General features: G+C 37.3%; 23 protein-coding genes. 17 read left to right on the top strand and 6 right to left on the bottom strand.

Annotated features, from left to right (window positions below):
* Positions 1-176 precede the first annotated feature (176 nt).
* The 8 genes from ACYVFA_RS12235 (at position 177) to coaE (ending at position 7,730) form a co-directional block, all read left to right on the top strand.
* Positions 177-1,244, top strand: coding sequence for a type III polyketide synthase (locus ACYVFA_RS12235; RefSeq protein ID WP_460472110.1), 1,068 nt, complete (start codon positions 177-179; stop codon positions 1,242-1,244).
* On the top strand, positions 1,241-1,939 hold the full coding sequence (locus ACYVFA_RS12230; RefSeq protein ID WP_460472109.1) for a class I SAM-dependent methyltransferase: 699 nt from the start codon (positions 1,241-1,243) through the stop codon (positions 1,937-1,939). Before ACYVFA_RS12235 ends, ACYVFA_RS12230 begins: the two co-directional genes overlap by 4 nt.
* A gap of 13 nt (positions 1,940-1,952) precedes the next feature.
* Positions 1,953-2,660 (top strand): DUF3291 domain-containing protein, encoded by a 708-nt coding sequence (locus tag ACYVFA_RS12225; protein ID WP_460472108.1) that lies wholly within the window; start codon positions 1,953-1,955, stop codon positions 2,658-2,660.
* A gap of 259 nt (positions 2,661-2,919) precedes the next feature.
* Positions 2,920-5,064 carry a T9SS type B sorting domain-containing protein gene (locus ACYVFA_RS12220; protein ID WP_460472107.1) on the top strand — a complete coding sequence of 715 codons (2,145 nt, stop codon included), beginning with the start codon at positions 2,920-2,922 and terminating at the stop codon, positions 5,062-5,064.
* A 103-nt stretch (positions 5,065-5,167) separates the two neighbouring features.
* Positions 5,168-5,512, top strand: coding sequence for a YbaB/EbfC family nucleoid-associated protein (locus ACYVFA_RS12215; protein WP_460472106.1), 345 nt, complete (start codon positions 5,168-5,170; stop codon positions 5,510-5,512).
* A 114-nt stretch (positions 5,513-5,626) separates the two neighbouring features.
* Positions 5,627-6,613: a glycosyltransferase family 2 protein gene (locus ACYVFA_RS12210; RefSeq protein ID WP_460472105.1), complete on the top strand. Its 987-nt coding sequence runs from the start codon at positions 5,627-5,629 to the stop codon at positions 6,611-6,613.
* A gap of 34 nt (positions 6,614-6,647) precedes the next feature.
* Entirely contained in the window at positions 6,648-7,088 is a 441-nt protein-coding gene (locus ACYVFA_RS12205; protein ID WP_460472104.1) for a hypothetical protein, read from the top strand.
* A gap of 48 nt (positions 7,089-7,136) precedes the next feature.
* Positions 7,137-7,730: a dephospho-CoA kinase gene (gene coaE, locus ACYVFA_RS12200; RefSeq protein WP_460472103.1), complete on the top strand. Its 594-nt coding sequence runs from the start codon at positions 7,137-7,139 to the stop codon at positions 7,728-7,730.
* Position 7,731: 1 nt separating this feature from the next.
* Here the strand turns inward: coaE and dnaA are convergent, their stop codons facing one another.
* Positions 7,732-9,183: a chromosomal replication initiator protein DnaA gene (gene dnaA / locus ACYVFA_RS12195; RefSeq protein WP_460472102.1), complete on the bottom strand. Its 1,452-nt coding sequence runs from the start codon at positions 9,181-9,183 to the stop codon at positions 7,732-7,734.
* A 206-nt stretch (positions 9,184-9,389) separates the two neighbouring features.
* Between dnaA and ACYVFA_RS12190 the strand changes: the two genes are divergently transcribed.
* The 8 genes from ACYVFA_RS12190 (at position 9,390) to atpH (ending at position 15,325) form a co-directional block, all read left to right on the top strand.
* Positions 9,390-10,757 (top strand): methylmalonyl-CoA mutase family protein, encoded by a 1,368-nt coding sequence (locus ACYVFA_RS12190; RefSeq protein ID WP_460472101.1) that lies wholly within the window; start codon positions 9,390-9,392, stop codon positions 10,755-10,757.
* On the top strand, positions 10,754-11,881 hold the full coding sequence (locus ACYVFA_RS12185) for a glycerate kinase (protein ID WP_460472100.1): 1,128 nt from the start codon (positions 10,754-10,756) through the stop codon (positions 11,879-11,881). Before ACYVFA_RS12190 ends, ACYVFA_RS12185 begins: the two co-directional genes overlap by 4 nt.
* Before the next feature lie 24 nt (positions 11,882-11,905).
* A complete protein-coding gene (locus tag ACYVFA_RS12180; protein WP_460472099.1) occupies positions 11,906-12,121 on the top strand; it encodes an AtpZ/AtpI family protein in 216 nt (71 codons plus the stop codon).
* 32 nt (positions 12,122-12,153) lie between these two features.
* Positions 12,154-12,522: a hypothetical protein gene (locus ACYVFA_RS12175; RefSeq protein WP_460472098.1), complete on the top strand. Its 369-nt coding sequence runs from the start codon at positions 12,154-12,156 to the stop codon at positions 12,520-12,522.
* 38 nt (positions 12,523-12,560) lie between these two features.
* Positions 12,561-13,625, top strand: coding sequence for a FoF1 ATP synthase subunit a (gene atpB, locus ACYVFA_RS12170; protein WP_460472097.1), 1,065 nt, complete (start codon positions 12,561-12,563; stop codon positions 13,623-13,625).
* A 53-nt stretch (positions 13,626-13,678) separates the two neighbouring features.
* Positions 13,679-13,948, top strand: a complete 270-nt coding sequence (gene atpE, locus ACYVFA_RS12165; RefSeq protein WP_116980791.1) for a F0F1 ATP synthase subunit C — start codon at positions 13,679-13,681, stop codon at positions 13,946-13,948.
* A gap of 171 nt (positions 13,949-14,119) precedes the next feature.
* On the top strand, positions 14,120-14,614 hold the full coding sequence (gene atpF, locus ACYVFA_RS12160) for an ATP synthase subunit B family protein (RefSeq protein WP_460472096.1): 495 nt from the start codon (positions 14,120-14,122) through the stop codon (positions 14,612-14,614).
* Positions 14,615-14,791: 177 nt separating this feature from the next.
* On the top strand, positions 14,792-15,325 hold the full coding sequence (atpH, locus tag ACYVFA_RS12155) for a F0F1 ATP synthase subunit delta (protein ID WP_460472095.1): 534 nt from the start codon (positions 14,792-14,794) through the stop codon (positions 15,323-15,325).
* A 95-nt stretch (positions 15,326-15,420) separates the two neighbouring features.
* Here the strand turns inward: atpH and ACYVFA_RS12150 are convergent, their stop codons facing one another.
* The 5 genes from ACYVFA_RS12150 to aroC form a co-directional block, all read right to left on the bottom strand.
* Positions 15,421-15,753 carry an MGMT family protein gene (locus ACYVFA_RS12150; protein WP_460472094.1) on the bottom strand — a complete coding sequence of 111 codons (333 nt, stop codon included), beginning with the start codon at positions 15,751-15,753 and terminating at the stop codon, positions 15,421-15,423.
* 94 nt (positions 15,754-15,847) lie between these two features.
* Positions 15,848-16,411: a DUF3109 family protein gene (locus ACYVFA_RS12145; RefSeq protein WP_460472318.1), complete on the bottom strand. Its 564-nt coding sequence runs from the start codon at positions 16,409-16,411 to the stop codon at positions 15,848-15,850.
* 89 nt (positions 16,412-16,500) lie between these two features.
* A complete protein-coding gene (locus ACYVFA_RS12140) occupies positions 16,501-18,606 on the bottom strand; it encodes a lytic transglycosylase domain-containing protein (protein WP_460472093.1) in 2,106 nt (701 codons plus the stop codon).
* Positions 18,607-18,674: 68 nt separating this feature from the next.
* Positions 18,675-19,313 (bottom strand): O-methyltransferase, encoded by a 639-nt coding sequence (locus tag ACYVFA_RS12135; protein ID WP_460472092.1) that lies wholly within the window; start codon positions 19,311-19,313, stop codon positions 18,675-18,677.
* Positions 19,314-19,421: 108 nt separating this feature from the next.
* Positions 19,422-20,501: a chorismate synthase gene (gene aroC, locus ACYVFA_RS12130; protein ID WP_460472091.1), complete on the bottom strand. Its 1,080-nt coding sequence runs from the start codon at positions 20,499-20,501 to the stop codon at positions 19,422-19,424.
* Between the two features lie 178 nt (positions 20,502-20,679).
* Here aroC and ACYVFA_RS12125 point away from each other — a divergent pair, with 178 nt between their 5' ends.
* Complete coding sequence (locus ACYVFA_RS12125; protein ID WP_460472090.1) at positions 20,680-21,279, top strand: DUF3239 domain-containing protein; 600 nt, start codon at positions 20,680-20,682, stop codon at positions 21,277-21,279.
* The last annotated feature ends 716 nt before the right edge of the window (positions 21,280-21,995 follow it).

The following is a 21,995-nucleotide window of genomic DNA, read 5'->3' as shown; positions in this document are numbered from 1 at the left end:
ACAAGATGTAAAACAAAAACCTCACTTATGAAGTTGTAATAGGAGGCACTAAAATGGATTAATCAATAGAGTACCGTTTTTAAAGCAACCCAAATGCTTTTACCACCGTATCTATTAAAGATTTGTGATATGTTTAAAGAATCCATGCCAACCTATAAACAAAGCCCCAGACTCAAATGCCAAAAATTGTTTCTATCGGAACTGCCGTACCCCGTTATGCGCATAAACAAGAAGACATCATGCGTTTTATGCTTGATGCCACTAATCCTGATGAAAAAAACAGGAAATTGTTGCCCGTTCTATATAAGCGTAGTGGTATAGACACCCGATATTCGGTTTTTGATGATTTCTCATTGTCACGTGGAAACTGGCATTTTTTTGGCAATAATTGCACCGCTCCATCATTAGAGCAAAGGATGAAGCTTTTCAATGAGGAAGTAGTAGCACTATCTGAAAAATCTATACGTGATTGCATACAAGATACAAACATACAAGAAATTACTCATCTGATTACGGTTACCTGCACGGGGCTTTCTGCGCCCGGCTTAGATATTTTATTAGCTGAAAAATTAAATCTTCCTCCACATATTATTCGTACATCTGTTAACTTCATGGGTTGTTATGCTGCTTTACATGCGCTCAAAATTGCCAATGCTTTCTGCAAAGCAGAAGAATCTGCCAAGGTCTTGATCGTGTGTACAGAGTTATGTACTTTGCATTTTCAGAAATCGGGTGATACTGATTCTATCCTATCCTCTACTCTCTTTGCTGATGGTTCAGCGGCTTGTCTGGTAGTAGGTGATGAAAAAGCCAAAGGTTTGGGTATCCAGCAGTTTTTCTCCAAAATTGCGCTGGCTGGTCAGCCTGATATGGCCTGGAAATTATCCAGCAATGGATTTCTGATGACACTCACCAACCATGTGCCTAAATTGATTAAAGAAGAAATTGGAGGCTTGCTTCAAGCAGCTTTGACACAACTCAATTTATCAATTCAAGATATTAATAACTGGGCAATACATCCCGGCGGTAAAAACATACTGGAAGCCGTTGAAAACTCATTGTCACTGAGCAGTGCCGACTTAGCTACCTCATACGAGATATTGCGTAATTATGGCAATATGTCGTCAGCTACAATCTTGTTTGTACTTAAACAGATGATGCAGAATCCTGATACCAAGGGCAATATATTTACAGTAGCATTTGGTCCGGGTTTAACCATTGAAACTGCTATGCTTACGCTATGAATTTCAAAAACCGCTCTTACACACTCGAGTTATTGGATAATGATAATATTCCACAAGAAGATCTCTATCAGAATCTTCGCGAACTTGATTTCATTAATAGATGGTTAGGCGGGCACAAAGTCGTTTTAGATGGTCTTAGAATATTCATGAGGGAAAATCTGGATAAAAATAAGCTATCTATTATGGAAATTGGCAGTGGTGGTGGTGATAATCTGAGAGCAATAGGTACCTTATTAAATAAAAAGAAAATTGATTATCAACTTCAAGGCGTTGATTTAAAACAGGATTGTGTGCAATTTGCCCTACGTCAGCAGAATATTCCTGTCTCTTACCAGGTTTGTGATTATCAATTGGCTGATACACAAAGTATAAAGCCTCATTATATTTTCAATTCTTTGTTTTGTCATCATTTTAAAGAAGAAGAATTGGTAAAAATGCTACAATGGATGTATCAGAATTCGGAGAAAGGTTTCTTTATTGCGGATTTGCATAGGCATTCCTTTGCCTATTATTCCATTAAATTTTTAACAGGATTATTTTCAAAATCATATTTAGTAAAAAATGATGCCCCCCTTTCGGTTCTCAGAGGTTTTAGCAGAAAAGATTGGGAGTTTCTATTGCGTCAAGCCAGAATCAGTCATTATTCTATTCAATGGAAATGGGCATTCCGGTGGTTAGTTATAGTAAAAAAATAAGAATTAGCTTTTTATGTTTGTCTCACTTACAATAGTCCGATACCCTTCTTATTTTATTCCACTTGCGATACTTTCGATGGCAATGCTTCGATTGCCTTTGTGGTTTACTCATGGGCTCACTTTTTGGAAATTATTAGGTTGTGGCAGAAATGGTTCCTTTGATATTCAGCCGGATTTAGAACAATGGGGGTTATTAGCAGTCTGGGAAACAGAAGAAGATTTTATAAATTTTCAACAGAATTCATTTCTGCAAAAATGGTGGAAACTATTTTCGAAAGAGCAGTGGACTATACTATGCCAGAGCTACGAATCTCACGGCAAATGGGATGGTAAAGAGCCGTTTAAGTCTGAAAATATTAACAATAATTATCAGGGCAAAATTGTAGTCCTTACGAGAGCAAGCATTCGCCTATCTAAATTGAAAGATTTCTGGAGCAATGTTCCAGCGGTATCTAATCATGTAAAACAAGCTAGAGGATTTATTACTTCGATTGGTATTGGTGAGCTTCCTTTTATCCGGCAAGCTACTTTTTCTATCTGGGAAAGCCTTGATGATGTCAAACAATTTGCTTACCGACAACGTGAGCATGCAGATGTAATTAAGAAGACGCGAAAGGCTGAATGGTATTCAGAAGAATTATTTGCACGCTTCATCCCCATCAGAATTGAAGGGAAAATGGCTGAAAAAGTCAATTTAGATTACACCAATGCTACCGCTTGAAAACTTTACAAAATTCCATTTTTATCATCCACAAATTTCACGCCAAAGCTATCTCTATCCCGATTAACAATCGATAACTAACTGATTTTCAATACACTAGAAACAATGTTTTTGTTAAAAAACTTGCTTTTTCTTTAAAAATTTTCCTTATTTGTTAGACTAACTGCACTATAAGCCTATAAATTGTCAGGAACCCTCTTTATCGGGCATGATTTTTGAATCATTACATTGAGTGAATACAATTGAAACTATCTAATTTATGTCCCGCATTAAATCATACTTGCTTGGATTCATAACCTTATGCTCCACATTTACTGCTTTCGGTCAGACGCAAGTTGACAGACCAATTGAATGTGATCAAAAAAAAATTCAGGATGCCGGCTATACAAACGGAGCCGATTTTAGTATCATTCCTCAGGCAGGTTGCATCACAAATAATAATAGAGCTTCAGGTGCAGTTGTTTCTTTAATTAATGTCATCACTCCTACCGGAGCATCACTTATGTCAGGTGTTGTTAAGTTCAATTTTAACTATACAGATGCCGCCGGATCAATTACATTTCCTCAGAATTCGTCGGTTCCATCTTATACATATAAAGACCCTGGGACTTATTGGATAGTAATGAATGGTGTATTACCTAATTCTCCAACATCTTACCTTACCTGCAAATCGGTTGAAGTAATTGATACCCATCAATTAGATATTGATTACGACTTCTGCGATCCATTGCATCTTAAAATTATTATAAAGGATACACCCAACAATAAAGAACAACCCCGAATATTGATTGCATGGGGCGACGGAAATACAAAAACTTATGATGTTACTTCTTTCCCACATACAATTGAATACACCTATACTAGCGTACCTAATACAAAACCTAAAATACAGGGTCTATATGTTCGAGGTGGAAGAGAGGTTTGTACGAGCGATGGGCTTAATTTGGATATTAAAGCTATTGAAACTCCAAAAATTATTTCATTAGAGGGTTTAGCAGGTGGCACGCAAAATAAAATCACGGTGAAAGGAGGCACACCTGACGTAGATTTTACTATCGAAATGAGACCTAAAGGAGGTGCCTGGACTTCAACTGGAAAAACAATTAAACTAGCCAGTACCAATGGTGCTACAGCTACTGAAACGATTACAGTTCCTGATAATTCAGGTGAATATTGTTTCAGACTACAAAGAAACGGAATGTGTGGAGCCTCTAGCACTTCAGACCCGGTTTGTACTATCAAATCCAGTTATCAGGTACTTTCTCCTAAAGACGTAAAAATTGATTGGAAATCAGAATCATACGTTAATCCTCCTACTAATTCAAGCATTTCTCGCTATCAGATATTTTATAGAGAAACACCAACAAATATCAATCAGAACTCTGTTCCTGTAAATGCTTCAGCAAATCCAACATTTACTTTTGACCAGATGGATTGTCAGGTTAAATATGAATTCTGGATTACAGGAAGTTGGGGCGTAGGTGCTGACAGAGTCGAAATAAAATCTCCTCCATTTGTAGTAGACCCCACTACCGGAGGCAAGTTACCAAGTGCCTTAATCGGAATTGCCTCAGTAGGGAATGATGCCGTAAGTATTAATATGTTTTCGAATATTGGTATTACAAAATATAATATATACAAAGCAGAAGGTAATTCGACTAATTTTCAGAAACTGACGACAGTTACTACTAATGCCTATGTAGATAAAGCGGTAGACCAGAATAAACAGCAATATTGCTATAAGGTAGAGTATGAAGATGAATGTGGCAATACTTCAGAATTATCTGATGCTTTTTGTACTATATTTCTTACGTCAGCTGAGTCTAATACGCTTAACTGGACTCCTTTTTCGGTAAGTGGTTCAGCCAATGTTTTGCAAAATGTACAAGCCACCGAATATACCATTCAAATTATTGACGAACACGGAACAGTTCTACATACACCTGGCAATACTTTAACTACACAGGCTGATGTACAAGCTGCTATTGATAGATTTCTGAATGATCCAACTATGAATGGACGGGTAACATTCCGTATTCTGGCAACACAAGGTGCCGATTTAATGCTACCAACTGGACCACTTCCATTCCCTTTCTTTAGTTATTCCAATACTTATACCTTTATCACTCCTGCACTTTTATATATTCCATCTGCTTTTACGCCAAATGACGATACTGTCAATGATGTATTTAAGGCAAATGGCAAGTTTATCGCAGAATTTAATCTGGTTATCTATAATCGCTGGGGTGCTCCTATTTTTGAATCAAAGGATATGGAAATCGGATGGGATGGCAAAGATAATGGTACTCCTGCTCCTCCCGGCAATTATAGTTATAAAATATTTGGGCTAGACAATGCCGGACAAGAGTTTAAAAAGGTTGGCTCAGTCTTATTATTGAAATAAATCTTGAATTTGATACGATATTTTAAAGGGCAGTCTGAACCGACTGCCTTTTTTTGTAGTTTTGTCTATTGAAAAAAGTTTATCACTTAATCGAATTATAGATATGAATATGGGAGATATTTTCGGGTTGGCAGGTAAAATGAAAGAAATGCAAACCCGTATGCAGGAAGCGCAGGAAAATTTAGGCAAAATAACTGAAACCGGAGAAGCTGGTGCAGGTATGGTACGTGCGACAGTAAATGGTAAAAAACAATTGCTAAAAGTTGAAATAGATGAAGATCTGATTAGCAAAGATCAGCGTGAAATTCTTCAGGATTTAATTGTTGCTGCCACCAATAAAGCGCTTGAAAAGGTAGAAGAAAAAGCCAAGGAAGAATTAAAGAAAAGTACCGAAGGCATGATGCCCAATATTCCGGGTATGGACTTTGATAAGATGTTTAATAAATAATGAGTAATTAGTGAATGGTGAATTAGCTAATAAATTACAGTAAAATTTAAGCTAAAAACCATCTCTTTACAATATTCACTAATTCGCTATTCACTAATTCACTATTTATTCCGAATGCCAAAAGTCGCTATTGTTATTCTCAATTATAATGGGCAAGGGTTTCTTGAGAAATTCTTGCCTTCTGTTATTCAATATTCCGAAGGCCATGAAATCATTGTGGCTGATAATGCTTCTACTGATCAATCAGTTGCGTTCCTTACTCAAAATTATTCGGAGATCCGTTTGATTCAATTGCCTCATAATGGAGGTTTTACGGGAGGTTATAACGAAGCACTTAAACAAGTACAAGCGGCTTATTACGTTTTATTAAATTCAGATATAGAGGTGACACCAAACTGGGTGAGCCCAGTGATTGAGTTGATGGATGCTAATCCTGATATTGCGGCTTGTCAACCCAAAATGCGTGATTATTATAAACCTACCTACTTTGAATATGCAGGTGCGGCGGGTGGATATATAGACTGGTTAGGCTATCCGTTTTGCAGAGGCCGTATTTTTGATACTTGCGAAGTAGATACGGGGCAGTATGATGATGCTCGTGAGATTTTCTGGGCCACAGGTGCCTGTATGTTTGTAAGGGCTGATGTTTTTCATCAATTAGGTGGCTTTGATACCCAATTCTTTGCTCATATGGAGGAGATAGATTTGTGCTGGCGTATGAAAAACGCCGGTTATCAGATTTATTACTCTCCTGCCTCTACGGTTTACCATGTGGGAGGTGGTACTCTCCATAAGTCTAATCCACGGAAAACTTTTTTGAATTACCGCAATGGATTGGCGATGATGTATAAAAATTTACCATCTAGTCAGTTGTTCACCACTATTTTTGCCAGATTAGTATTAGATGGTGTTTCAAGTATCAAATTCCTATTGGCAGGTTCTTTTAAAGATATATGGGCTATCCTGAAAGCGCACTTTGCTTTCTATGCTATGATTCCTAAATTAGAAAGAAAATCTCCCAAACCATTGAAAGACATTTATCCTAAGAGTATTGTGTTGGAATATTTTTTAAGCAAGAAGAAGAGGTTTGAGGAGTTGTAACGACTATGTAGGTTTTATTTTTTGACTGTTAAGTATGAAAAAAGAAGATTTTTTATATCTACTATTAGGTGCAAGTTATGCTGCTTATAGATTTAATAATGAGCAAAAGGGAAAAGACTTAGTAGCTAATTTCAGGTATAATGTTCGTCTTGCATATGACCGTAATAGTGATTTGACGACTTATCCTGAAGATGAAGATGTTACTCACTACAAACTCACAGATATAGAAGTGATGAATCTTTTATGCCGGGATAATAAATTACCTGTGTGGATTGATATTTATGTAATAGCCTCCAATAGAAAATTTACTACATTTGAATTACTATGTGCTGGACGCTATTCAGATAAAAAAACAGACTACTATTATGACAAGAGAGGTTCGGGGCCTTTTGGTATAAAAGTCTTACTTTCTAAAAATTACCCTTTAATAATAAGATACTTCATTTTCCTTTATAAAAGGAATTTTAAAAGATAAGGCTCAAACTTTTCTCCTATCTTTGCCCAACAAAAAACCAAATCAATATTGCAAAAAATAGGTATTACAGGTGGTATCGGGTCTGGTAAGACCATTGTTTGTCAAATGTTTGAAATTCTGGGCGTTCCGGTATATTATGCCGATGAGCGTGCCAAGTGGCTTACCAATCATGATTTGCAACTCCGCAAGGAAATCAAAGAATTATTGGGAAGAAACGCCTATGATGAAAATGGGCAATATAACCGTAAATGGGTGGCTGCACAGGTTTTTGATAATCCTGAATTATTGAAAATGCTTAATGCGCTTGTTCACCCACGCGTTTTTGCTGATACTGACCAATGGTTTATTCAAAATCAGGGTGCACCATATACCTTAAGAGAAGCTGCCTTAATGAATGCGGCAGGTGATAAGAATGATTTTGATGCGGTGATAGCCGTGAGCGCTCCGATAGAAACAAGAATAGAACGAATTAAAAAAAGAGACACACAAAGAACCGAAGAAGAAATAAAGGCGATTATAGCCCGACAAAAGACCGAAGAACAGTTTGCTGCTATTGCCAATTACACAATCTTAAATGATGATGAACACCTGCTGATTCCGCAGGTTTTAGAACTACACGAAAAGTTACGCCAGCAAACGTAGACTATTTTCTAAACATCTTCAGGAGTTTATTTACTGCTCCGCTAATGTCTTTATCAGTATCTACCAGGTCATTCACTGTTTGGATGGCATGAATAACTGTACTGTGGTCACGACCTCCGAAATGATAGCCAATTGATTTTAAAGATAAATTGGTTAATTCCTTAGCGAGATACATCGCTATCTGGCGAGGCAATACAATCTCACGTAAACGGCTTTTGCCTTTCAGGTCAGGGATACGTACTTTAAAATGTTCCGTTACTGATTCAATAATCGTATCAATCGTCACCTCTTTTTCAGAATCTTTTATCAAATGACGAAGTGTATTTTTTGCTAAATCTACATCAATATCTCTACGAGTCAATGAAGCCTGTGCCAATAAAGAAATCACGACTCCCTCCAACTCACGCACGTTAGTATCAATGCTATGTGCCAGGTACTCAATTACTTCATAAGCTATAGAAATACCTTCTGCCTGTACTTTTCTTTGAATAATGGCGATACGTGTTTCAAAATCAGGCGTTTGTAAGTCAGCAGTTAAGCCCCATTTAAAACGGGATAATAAACGGTCTTCTACTCCTTCCAGTTCACGTGGCGGGCGGTCAGAAGTCATTACAATTTGTTTGCCTGATTGATGCAGATGGTTAAAGATATGGAAGAAAGTCTCCTGAGTCTTTTCCTTACCTGATAAGAACTGAACGTCGTCAATAATCAGAATATCAACCTGCATATAGAAATTCATAAAATCCTGCAGGCTATTATTTCTGATGGCGTTGATAAACTGGCTGGTGAATTTTTCGGAAGATACATAGAGCACAAACTTATTGCCTGCTCTGTTTTTCATAAAATTTCCAATGGCTTGCACCAGGTGAGTTTTGCCAAGCCCCACTCCACCATAAATCATTAAAGGGTTAAAAGAAGTTACCCCTGGTTTAGAAGCTACAGCGAAACCAGCTGCTCTGGCCAGTCGGTTACAGTCTCCCTCTACAAAATTATCGAATGTATAATTCGGATTCAGGTAAGAGTCCAGATTCAAAGAATCTAAATCCTTCATTTCGAAAGGGTTTCTTACCTGATCGCTTATCTGATTTGCTTGATTATTGTCTACTCTACCCGCCGAAGGATTTTGCTGCGGCATATTGATAGCGATAGGCGGTTCTTTCTTCTTCTGGTCTCCACTGTCTACTATAATAGAATACTCCAGCATACCATCACGACCAATGGCATAATCTAAAGATTTCCTCAACAGATGCACATAGTTCTCCTCCAACCACTCATAAAAGAATTGGCTCGGAACTTGAATAGTCAGCTTTTTACCCTCCAATTTACCCGGAATAATAGGCTCGAACCAAGTCTTAAAACTTTGTTCCGAGATACTATCGCGGATAATTTTGAGGCAATTCTGCCATACTATATCAACATCTCGTTGAACTTTAGGAGTTTCTAAAATAGTCATTGGCCTATATGGGATTCTTAAAGGGGGTGCAAAGATACTAAAATTTATGTATCTACCAAGAAGTGAATTTTGAGATTTTTCATGTATTTTCAAAGCAATTCTTAAACATTATTTTGCCAAATTTGATTTGCCTAATAATAATACAAAATGTACCTTTACATTTGCTTTGATAACTGAATTTTTTCATCAAAAAATACAATTCTAACATGGCTAAAAAATTCTTTGATGAATTTGCGGAATCGACAAAAGAAAATTGGGAGACACAGGTTTTAAAAGATTTGAAGGGAAAAGATTTTCAAGAGACCCTTGTCTGGAATACTCCTGAAGGAATTCTGACCCAGCCTTATTACTCGGAAGAAGACTTAGCCACGCTCCCACTCCAGAAAATTCAACAAGCCCAGGCCAGCAAAAAGACATCTACCTGGCAAAACAGGCCAGTAGTTAAATTTTCGCAGGAAAAATCGACTAATAGCTTAGTTATTGACCTATTCGCTAAGGGTGCAGATGCTGTGGTGATTGACTTTGGAGAGACAGATATCAAGCAAATTGATTTCATAAAATTACTGGACAAAATTAAACTGAGTGATACCCCTGTTTATTTTCAGACATCAGATAATGAGTCTTTACTTGAATCACTCAGCAAATATATTCATTATCAACCCAAGGGTGGGCTTATCTATGATTCGTTAGGTAGTTTCTTTACAGGAAAGGCAAAAAATAATGATTCAACTTGGGAAAGTACAAAAAAACTCATTACTTATTGTACCGCTTATCCGGCTTTTACAGCTATTACTATTCGGTCTGATGTGTTTCATAATGCAGGTGCGAATGCGGTACAAGAATTGGCTTTTACATTGGCCTCTGTAACGACTTATTTGGACAAACTAACAGGGCTTGGAATAAACATTGAGCAGATAGTATCTAAGATAGAATTTTCTTTGGCAATCGGGTCTAATTACTTTATGGAGATTGCCAAAATCAGAAGTCTTCGTTTTCTGTGGAGTAAGATTCTGGAGGCTTATCAATGCCCGATTACCACTTGTCAGATTAATTGCCAGACTTCTGATTTTTATGACTCAATTCTGGATGCTAATACCAACATGCTGAGAGCCACAACAGAAGCTATGTCAGCAGTAATTGGAGGATGTGATTCTTTGACTATTCATGCATACGATGCCGTGTTTGGAAAATCATACAATGAAACGAGTGAAAGAATTGCCCGTAATATTTCAGTTCTGCTTAGTGATGAAAGTTATCTGGGCAAAAGCATTGATGTATCAGCCGGGTCTTATTATATAGAAAACCTGACTAATGATTTATCAGCCAAAGCCTGGGAGTTATTCTTGGTTGTCGAGAAAAAAGGCGGTATTATACAAGCCTTTGAAGAGGAATTTATACAAACAGAAATACAAAAGGCCTATCAGCAGAAAGTAGAAGCTTTGCAAAACGGCAAAATCATGGTGGGTGTTAATAAATATATTTCACCAATGGATACGCCTAAGCATACTCCTGAACAAACAGAAACTGATAAACATTTTTTGGCCAATAGAAGAATCGCTACACCATTTGAATGAAAATACTCTTAGCTCCCGATAAATTTAAAGGCTCGCTTGATGCCCAACAAGTATGCCAGGCCATGACCGAGGGAATTAAAATGGTATCAACCGAAATTGAGACTATAAGTGTACCAATGGCTGATGGAGGCGAAGGTACTTTAGATTTACTTCTATGGTATTCGGGTGGGCAAAAGAAAACAGCACAGGTAAAAGACCCGCTTGGCAGAATCATTGATGCACAATATGGCATTTCAGCTGATGGCAAAACTGCTTTTATCGAAATGGCTACGGCTTCGGGTTTGAGTTTATTAAAAACTGATGAACGAAATCCCTTATTAACTAGTACTTATGGAACAGGCGAACTAATTAAGGTTGCGATAGAGGCAGGTGTTGAACAGATTATGTTAGGTATTGGCGGTAGCGCTACTACCGATGCAGGCATAGGGATGGCTAAAGCTCTGGGATGGCAGTTTTTTGATGCAGAAGACAAAGAAATAGATGCAATCGGTGGTAACTTATCACAAATAAGAAAAATTATCCCCTCTCCTCTTGCTTCTCAGTTACCTAAAATTCAGGTAGCTTGTGATGTTACAAATCCATTATATGGCATCAATGGTGCAGCTTATATCTATGGCCCACAAAAAGGCGCTGATGCAGAGAAAGTAGCTATATTAGATAAAGGTTTAAAAGATTTTGCAAAAATCACAGGTTTATCAGAAGAAACGTTTAATAATCCTGGCTTTGGTGCTGCAGGTGGACTAGGCTTTGGCTGTGTATTTTTTCTGAATGCTGAATTAAAAGAGGGAGTAAAACTCCTAATGGATTTCTGTGGTTTTGAGAAACATCTGCAAGGTGTTGATTTAATTATTACAGGAGAAGGCAAGATTGATAACCAGACTCTGCAAGGCAAATTAGTAAAAGGTATTACAAGTCAGGCACAAAATATCCCGATTGCTGCTATTTGTGGCACTTTGGATGCTACGCCGCAACAAATGCAGGAGATGGGTATTCTATATGCTTCTTCAATTTTGAATAAACCACAAAGTTTGGAGGATGCTTTAAAGGCCGCTTATGAAGGTGTGAGAGATGCTACTTATTATTTAGTGAACATGATTTATCAGACTTCTGCGATTAAATCGTAATTTTGCATAAAAAACACCAAACGTATGGAAGAGAACAACGACGTGAAAAACACCAGGACCTGGCTGAAATTTACCCAGATTGGCTTACAGATGATTCTGACCATTGGTCTGGGTACGTGGTTTGGTTATTGGCTCGATGAAAGAGCCGCTCATAAAACACCTGTCTGGACACTTGTTTTGTCGCTCACTTCCATCGGAATTTCTTTATATAATGTAATAAGGCAGTTACCGAAGCAATAAAAGCGCCTTATTTGCATTTACACCAGCACTTTATGTCAAAAACTCTTATACTTACCAGCCTCCTGATAATTGTATTTTTTTTAGCTGACGCCATCGGGCTTGGCCATCTGTTACATCAGCAAAAATGGGTTATCCTGAGCTTTTTTGTGGCTTATTCCTTTCTCTTTAATCGTATCATCGAATTAGGTTTTAAAGAAAAACGTAAAAACTTTATCCCATTTTATCTTGCCACAGTGGCTTTACGTCTACTCCTGAGCATTATCTTTATTGGTATCGAATTGTACCGGGGTTTAGAAAAGCAAGAATTGTTCGTAGCAAACTTTTTTGTATTATATTTATTTTACACAATCTTTGAGATTTGGAATTTAAATAGTAACTTGCGCCAAAATTCAGAAAAGTGATTATCCAGAAACTTTTATTGACGAATAATTCAAAAAATATGTTGCGTTTACTTACGAATAAGTTCTTATTAATAGCCTCATTATCAATCTTTTCTATAACTTTTTCGTTAGCACAAGAAGGACACGAAGGTCATCATGAAGCTAAAGAAGAAGCTACACACGAGGAAGAAGCATTTAATATCGGTGAAATGATTATGCACCATATTTCGGATTCTCATGAATGGGAATTTTCGCATGGTGCAACCATCCCGCTTCCGGTTATCCTTTATACAAAAGAATATGGCGTGGAAGTATTTTCTTCTGCCAGATTCAAAGAAGGACACAATGTTTATAACGGATACATTAACTTACACGAACACATTCACAGATTAAGTCCGGATGGTACTATTGATGAGAAAATCCACGTATGGGATTTTTCCATTACTAAAAACGTAGCCTCACTTTTATTAAGTGCGATTATACTGATTGTCTTGATGTCAACAGTAGCCAAAAGTTTTCAGGCTAATCGTGGAAAAGCACCTAAAGGTATCCAATCATTTATTGAGCCTATTATCTTCTTTATCAGAGACGAAGTGGTTAAACCAAATATTGGCCCTAAATACGCTAAGTATTTACCATATTTGTTGACTTTGTTTTTCTTTGTTCTAATCAACAACCTTTTAGGTTTATTACCGGGTGGTGCTAACGTAACAGGTAACATTGCTATTACTTTGATTCTGGCGGTTATCACGTTCTTCATCACACATATCAATGCTAACAAACATTATTGGTTACACTTAGTAAAACCAGAAGGCGTACCTGTATTGATGTTGCCTTTGATGTGGGTAGTTGAGATTGCCGGTGTATTCATGAAGCCTATGTCATTAATGATACGACTTTTCGCTAATATCACGGCTGGTCACATTATCATTTTAAGTTTGTTAGGTTTGATTTTCATCTTTAAAAGCTTTGCCGTAGGTGGTGTAGTTACTATCTTTACCTTATTCATGAATGCCATCGAGTTATTAGTTGCATTCTTGCAGGCTTTCATCTTTACTTTGTTATCATCAATGTATATTGGTAGTGCTATCGAAGAACACCACGAAGCAGACCACGGTCATTGATCATTATTTTCTAACGTTGTATTTATTGTTTCACTAATATAAATTGTTTAATCATGTCTTTATTACAAGTTCTTTTACAAGCAGGTGCTGATGCAACTCGTGGATTCGCAGTAATGGGCGCAGCAATTGGTGCTGGTCTTGCAGCTATCGGTGCTGGTGTAGGTCTTGGCCGTATCGGTGGTAGCGCGTTGGAAGGTGTAGCTCGTCAACCAGAAGCAGCTAACAAAATCCAAACGATGATGATCATCATCGCTGCCCTTGTAGAAGCCGTAGCGCTTTTTGCAGCAGTAATCTGTCTTTTGATTTCTTTCAAATTAGTTTAAGGATCAAAAGTAAACGACTCTGATTAAAATCCTGTACTACTCGCATTAGGCGTTAGTACAGGATTCAATCCAGTATCTGACGACAAGTGTAAAGTAGTTTATAATAAAATAGTTGTTATAGATAAGAGGTCTTTACAAATCAAATAATTAAAATAAAATCATTTAACTGATATGGAATTACTAACCCCCAGCCCTGGATTAATTGTCTGGATGCTTTTGGTTTTTGGTATTTTAGTTTTCTTCTTAGCTAAATTCGCATGGAAACCAATCCTGAGCGCCTTAAAAGAGCGTGAAGATTCGATTGATTCAGCTTTGAGAATGGCAGAAGAAACACGTGCAGAGATGGCAAAATTGAAGGCTGATAACGATAGAATTATTGCAGAAGCTCGTTTAGAACGCGATAAAATTATCCGTGAAGCTAAAAATGCATCTGACAATATGTTGGCGGAAGCTAAAGAAAAAGCAGTTTCAGAAGGCGCTAAAATTATTGCTGATGCACGTGAAGCAATTCAACAAGAAAAAACAGCTATGGTTGCTCAGATGAAAAAAGATGTAGCTGCTTTCTCTATCGAAATTGCTGAGAAGGTTTTACGCAAAGAATTGACAGATAAAAAAGCACAAGAGTCGCTGGTATCAAATCTTATTTCGGAAGCGAAGTTAAACTAATCGATTTAGTCTATCAGTTTACTTCTTACCGTTAAATAAAAATTATTACCTTTTTGCTATATTCTTGTTAAGCTTTTGCAAAATAAGTGTTCCAAAATTTGTTTTTTTGATAGAGTCGGTTGTATTTTTGTATAAATATATGTTGCAACCGAGAATTCAGTTCCAGACATAGAAAAAATGGCAGATTCAATAGTTGCATACAGATACGCTAAGTCATTATTTGACCTGGCAACAGAAAAAAATGTTGTAGATAAGGTAAACGACGATATGTTGTTGTTTCAAAAAATTTGCAACGAAAACAGACAATTTGCTGTTGTTATGAACAATCCAATCGTTCGTCACGACAAAAAATTAGGAATATTGAAAAATATTTTTGAAAATCGTGTGAACGATGTGACTTATTCAATATTCAACGTCTTAACAAAGAAACATAGAGAGAATTTGATATATCCGATCGCTGAAGAATTTCAAAAGCTGTACAACGATCAAAAGGGTATTCAAAAAGCTACAATTACTACTGTTTCTCCATTGACAGATGCCCAACGCAAAGAATTTACAGATCTGGTTGCTAAAGCTACCAAAAAAGATGTAATTTTAGAGGAGAAAATCAATGAAGAACTGATTGGAGGTTATGTGTTGAAGTTAGAGGACAGACAAGTAGATACTTCTATCAGAAAGAAATTAAACGATTTAAAATTAACATTAGCATAAACATACATTGCCTTATGTTATAAAGAAATTAGTTTTCATGGCTATAAAGTTGAGAAATACCCCCGAGTTTCGGGGGTTTTTTCTTTGTAGACAGTCTACAATAATTCTGTTAAAGGATTCCAGAAGCGTTTATCAAAATCTACTACCTTATCATTTTCCACCTTCACTCCTTCTGTCTCTAATCTTTCCTGCATTACATTCTCACCAAAGTGGTGTTTGCCACTTAAAACCCCATTACGGTTTACTACCCTATGGGCAGGTACGTCAGGCATATTATGGCAGGCATTCATCGCCCAACCGACCATCCTCGCCCCTGCTTTCGAGCCCAGATACTGTGCTATCGCGCCATAACTGGTTACTCGGCCAACTGGTATTAATCGAACTACCTGATATATATCATCAAAAAGGTTTTCTTGGGAGGAAGCCATAGGAATTAAGTGAGTTAGTGATTGATTTTATAGTAGATTTTCGATTGCAGAATGTCGAATTAGAAATTCCTATTCGACATTCTGCAATCGACGATTATTTACTCTCTATCTCTTTCTCCAAAGTATTATACCATTTCTCCCCATAAGAACGAATGAGAGGCTCTTTTAAGAATTTATAGACTGGCACACCTAGTTTATCACCTAATTCACAGGCATCACTGCAAATAGACCAACGATCATAATTAAGGGCATGGAAGCTTTCGTATTTGGTGATACGGATTGGGTATAAATGGCAGGAGATAGGTTTTTTCCATGAGATTTTACCATCCAGATACGCTTGCTCAATGCCGCATTTCAGGATTCCCCTCTCATCATATATTGCGTATGCACACTCACGGTCATCGATGGTTGGGGTTGAGAAATCTCCTTCCCAATCTTTGATATATTTGCCTTGCTCTTCAATAGCCTTTATTCCGGCTTCTGAAAGATAAGGTTTTACTTCTGCGTATATCTCTTCCAGTATCGGCAATTCAGATTCTTCCAGAGGAGCACCTAAATCTCCTTCTACACAGCAGGCTCCCTTGCACTTTTCTAAATTGCAAACGAAAAATTTCTCTGCAACATCATCACTGATACAAGTATTGTCTATTAATATCATTATAAAGGCAATAAAATATGCCATACTGAGAAGTATGGCATAGGTAAACGATAAAATTTATTTTTAACGTATCAAAGATACGCAATTCTTTAAATCTTTCTGATAATTAACTTCTGTCCTATTTTAACGTTCTGGTCGTTCATATTGTTCCATTCCTGAATTTGTTTCATGGCCACGCTATAACGTTTCGCAATACTGAATAAGGTTTCGCCTTTAGCTACCTGATGTGTAGCTACTCCTCCAGCCTTTTCTGCCTTTGATGGTGTAGTAGGAACATCATTCGAAGCACTTGCCGAAGCTACTTTTCCTTTATTGCTTACAATGATTTCCTGACCCACTTTTACACGTTCATTAGTGGCAAAACCATTCCATGAGGCTAAGTCTTTTACAGACACTTTATACTGGCGCGCAATACTGTAAAGGGTTTGTCCTACGTCTACTGTGTGCACGGAAGATTTAGAAACCGACGCACTTGTTGTGGTTGCTGCCGGTGTATTTTTCTTAACCTCTGTTGTTGATGGAGAGTTCTTAATCGTTACATTCGGATTTGTAGGCGCAGGTTTTACAGGTGCAGTAGAAGTATAACCTGTATTATCCTTATCATCATCTTCCGAAATCACCACTATATCATCATCCTCACTATATTCTTTTACTGGAGCAGTTACAGTAGTAGCTGTTTCCTTTGCCGGTTCGTTTTTAGATTGCGGTCTTTTGGTAGTTCTTTCGATTACAACGGTTTCACCTGAGTTTTCCATTACCTCCTCAGGACTCGGAGTTTTCTTTGGCTTGGTATTATTGCTCTTAGCTATAGTTTCCCCTTCGTAATTTTCCATCATAGGTACTTTACGCTCAGGCTCTTGCTCTTTGATACCTTTACTGTTTTCTATCGGATCGTTCTTCGGACGTTTCTTTTGTAAGTAAACAATCTGTCCTTCCTGAATCGGTTGTGCTGTTCGCATCCGGTTGAACTTCAGTAGGTTTTTTAGTTTGATACCAAACATCTGCGAAATACTCCACATCGTTTCACCTGACTGCACCTGATGCTTTTCAATAGGCCCTTTGCGCAATTTTCTTTGCAGATAATAGACTTGTCCTTCCTCAATGGCGTCTCTGTCGGTCATGTCATTGAAAAGCAGGAAATCTTTAATTTTCAATTTCCCTCCTCTTGCCAAAGAAGCAATATCATCACCTGGTTTAGCAAGAATCCCTTTCATTTCATTGATTGTGTAGAAAACAGGATCTTCTTCATTATTAACCTGTGTAGTAACGCGCTCTAACACCGGATAATCGCGATGCTTGACTTCTTCTTTCTTAGGTTTACTACCTTTACTAGCTACTACGTCTGGTTGACGACCTATTTTAGTTTGTACCTCGTCTAGCCTGGTTACAGGCACTAAAATGGCCACTGAATAATCTTCAGGAATGGTATTGGTTTGTAACCATGTATTATTTTTCTTCAAATCTGTTGCATCTACATCAACCATTGATGCTATTTGAGATAATGTTTTACCTCTGCCTTTACGATACTCTACAAAAGCAAAAGAATTATCTTTCATGCGGTTCATGCGGTATTCAAAGGCAATGCGCGCCGCAATGGTTTTCAATAAGTAACGGTCCGTGCGGCTATCAAATTCAACTTTTGAGGCGTTAGTCCATTCAGAAGGCACAATTTTACTGATTCCACCTGCTCCCAGCATATAAGAATAAAGCGTAGAAATCCAGTTTTTGTAAATCTGATTGTTGCGTTTCAGGTAAGCTGCCGCAGCTCTTGTAGAAGCATAGATATTTTTTCTTTCGTCAATATCGCTGTCTACTCGCAGACCCATTTCCTGTGCTGTGCTGGCTTTCATCTGCCAGAAACCTACGGCATTTGAACTTGAAACAGCATCAGGCAATAATGAACTTTCAACAACTGCTAGGTATTTGAAATCGTCAGGTACTTTTTCCAGTTCAAGAATACGTTCAATTACCGGAAAATACCATTGGATTCGTTGGAGTTTATCCAGTACATATTTATTCTCAGGAATTAATAATGTAGAAACCTCTTTTTGAACAAGTTTTTGGGCATCTGCGTCTAATTCTACGGTTATACCCGCAAAATCAACTTTTCTGGATACCTCGGGTAAGCTGGGCTGTTGAGCAAAAGCCACGTGGATGCTTACCAGAAAAAACGAGAAAGCTAACGTTTTTTTCATGGAATTAGGAAATTATAATTTAAAGCACAATTTATATAAATCAGGGTATTGGAATACCTCTTAATTTCTTACTTCTTCCGCAACACCATCAATCCATCACGAATCGGGAGAAGGATATTCTCCACACGTTCGTCGTCCTGAATTTTTTTATTGAAATCTCTGATGGCGATAGTGTCTTTATCTTTAGCAGATGGGTTGCTCACTTTTCCACTCCACAATACATTATCAGCAATAATATATCCACCTGAACGCACTTTGTCGAAAACCAAATCATAATAATTGGCATAATTCAATTTGTCGGCATCAATAAAAACAAGATCAAACGAATCAGCAATTAATGGGATAATATGCATCGCATTACCAATCCTGAAATCTATTTTATCATTTAAAGGAGATTGTTTGAAGAAATCTCTGACAAATTCCTCTAATTCTTCGTTGACATCAATCGTGATAATTTTTCCGTTTTCTGCTAAACCCTCAGCCAGACATAAGGCAGAATAACCTGTGTAAGTACCGATTTCAAGAATAAGCTTTGGCTGAATCATATGAGACAACATGGATAGAAAACGCCCTTGCAGATGCCCCGAAAGCATTCGGGACTGTAAGACCTTCGCATGAGTTTCACGGTTGAGTTTACTCAATAGGTCATTTTCGGGCGTAGTGTGTTCTACGCAATATTTGTCAATATCGGAAGGAATAAATTCCATCAGGAAAGCTTTTTTATACAAAAATAGAACAATTTTGAAAAAACCTAGTATACAGGGGTCTTTTTTTGCCCTAATACCTATTAAACGGTCTTTCTGCAAAGATTGTTTTTATAACTTATTACTCTTGCTTCTTAAACTAAAATCGGCCAATACTAATGCCGCCATTGCTTCTACAATTGGTACAGCACGAGGTAATACACATGGGTCGTGGCGGCCTTTACCAGACACAGTTACTTTCTCACCTTCATCATTCACACTCTCCTGGTCTTGCATAATGGTTGCCACAGGCTTAAAAGCTACTCTGAAATAAATATCTTCTCCATTAGAAATACCACCCTGAATACCGCCTGAGTGATTAGTTTTGGTATGCACTTTTCCGTCTTCACCCATAAAGAATTCGTCGTTATGTTGCGAACCGTAAAGCTCAACCCCATCAAAGCCACTACCGTATTCAAAACCTTTTACGGCATTGATACCCAACATAGCTTTGCCTAATTCGGCATGTAGTTTATCAAATACGGGTTCTCCCCAACCTGCTGGAACACCTTTAATAACACAGGTAATAATCCCCCCGATTGAATCACCTTTTTTACGGGTTTCATCAATAAAATCAAACATTTGTTGTGCCACATCTGCATCAGGGCAACGCACGGCATTATCATCTGTTTTTGATAAATCTAATTCCCAATATTCTTTACCTAATTTGATTTTTCCTACCTGAGATACGTAAGCCTGCACAGTAATCTGCAGTGACGACAATACAATCTTTGCTAATGCTCCTGCGGCAACACGGGCTGCTGTTTCACGAGCTGAGCTACGGCCACCACCACGGTAATCGCGTACGCCATATTTAGCTGTATAAGTATAATCGGCATGTGACGGACGGAACTGGTGAGCAATATGCCCATAGTCTTTAGAACGTTGGTCTTCGTTCGGAATCACCATCGCAATAGGTGTTCCAGTTGTTTTTCCCTCAAAAATACCTGACAATACCTGAAATTCATCAGATTCTTTGCGTTGGGTTGTTATGCGCGATTGTCCGGGTTTACGACGGTCTAATTCATTCTGAATAAATGCTTCGTCAAAATCTACACCTGCAGGACAACCATCTATTACCACTCCGATGGCTTTACCATGCGATTCACCAAATGTTGAAATCTTAAAAATTGTTCCGTACGTACTACTCATGAGCGAAAAACAAAACTTAGGTTATATGATACTGCGGTAAAATTACGACAAAATGTTGGACAATCAGCTAGTATTTTCCAACTCCTGTTTATTTCTACTAACAAGCTTATATCCTCTTGGCATTTAGCGTAGATTTCCTTAGGTTTGTAGCATACAAAAACATTAAAACTGCTAGACTATGAAAGAAATAGACTTTATTGAATCTTCTGCGTCTAATCCTGGAAACATTACCCTTTCAGTTTCAAAATTCCTTAACTATTATGATATAAAAGGCATTAATCGGATTAAATACGAAATTATTCTTCGCAATAAATCACTTCAGGAAAAATACAATTCAGATGTACTAGTAAATAACTGGAATGTACAGTGTGGAAAATTTAAGGATGGATGTGTTAATCCAGGAATATTGATTAATAATGAAACCGGTATCATGGCCGTATTTACTGATATGAGCATGGATGCAGAAAATGCTAAGCATGAAGCGATAAAAATATTAAAAATAGATACTCAAAAACTATCCAAGCTAAAGCTTCCGAATGGTGCATTGGTAGCCACAGTTGCTCATTATTTTGCCAACGACAAGAGCTGGGAAGAAGGCAGATGGGTGGATTTTAACCCTGAATTGCCCCATTTTTACTCAAGAAATCTAGGAGAATATGATAGAGCGTATAAATCTATCCCTGATAATGAATGGCAGAAATTGGTTAAAGCGTATAATGCACTTGGCGAAAGACGTAATCAGGAAGGGATCTATTATGTACAATTCTCACAAAAATGATCGGAAAATAATTAATGTTGATTTTCTAATAAATTAAATGTCTGCCTATAAAATTGCGTATTTTATTGTAAAAATAATCCTCCTAATTATAGGCAGCATTCTTCTTTTTATTGCTGCGGGAATGAGTTTAATAAGTAAAGAAGAAATCAGTCATAGGATTTCTGATAACTTCTTTCAATTCTCTATTTACAAATTTCTATTTTGCTTTTGCGTTACTATCATTCTTTACTCGATTTCTTTATTGGCAAATTACCTATTCCGACTTTTTCATGGTTTTAGCAAAAAGCAAATCAGAATAATAGCGTTAGCAGAGCTTTGCTATTTTCTCCTATTCTCTATAATTTCTATTTTACTCTTTGCCTATTCTGTTTATACCTTGAACTAACTGATTTTTATACTAACCACAAGCTTAAATTATTCGATAATTGCTAATTTCATTAAACCATTCTCAAACGCTCTGTTAATCACCCTATTACTTCTCTTTAACTATTGTATATGAAAATGACAAGTGTTATCAAATGTAATAGTTGCAAACAAATACCTATTTATTGGGAAGGAAACTTTTCTAAGCCAACTACTTATATTGAAGATAATACTTAAGCGCTTTGTGAATACTGCTAAACTTTTCTAATGATACCTATGTTGATAAACCGCTAATAAGAACATGTTTAAATTTTGAGAAAGGGCATCGGTTGCTTAAATTGTAAGTGACCAAA

The organism is Emticicia fontis, from assembly GCF_054779675.1.
Note: the sequence above shows the minus strand (reverse complement) of the source record. Positions and strands in the feature narration are given on the sequence as shown.